At 36.6% G+C, this 243-nt stretch carries 1 pseudogene; it reads left to right on the forward strand.

What is annotated here, in order from left to right:
• A pseudogene (locus ACFIK8_RS11780) lies at positions 1–243 on the forward strand (diaminopimelate epimerase); the annotation flags it as partial.

Below are 243 nucleotides of genomic sequence, written 5' to 3' on the forward strand. Positions count from 1 at the left end.
TGCTGGAATTATTGAAGGTAAACGCCAAACCGATAACCTCATCTCTGTTGACATGGGATGTCCAAATTTCAACGCAAAAGAGATGCCTGTTTCACGTGAAATAGCTGATACCAATTATGTAAAAATTACTGCTGGTCCTTTAAAGGATGCTTGCCTTGTATCCATTGGAAATCTCCACGCTATTTTTTTTGTTGAGGATAATATTCAACAAATTCCCTTAGAAAAATATGGACCAAAACTTGA

It is taken from the genome of Bartonella sp. MR168JLCBS (assembly GCF_042194175.1).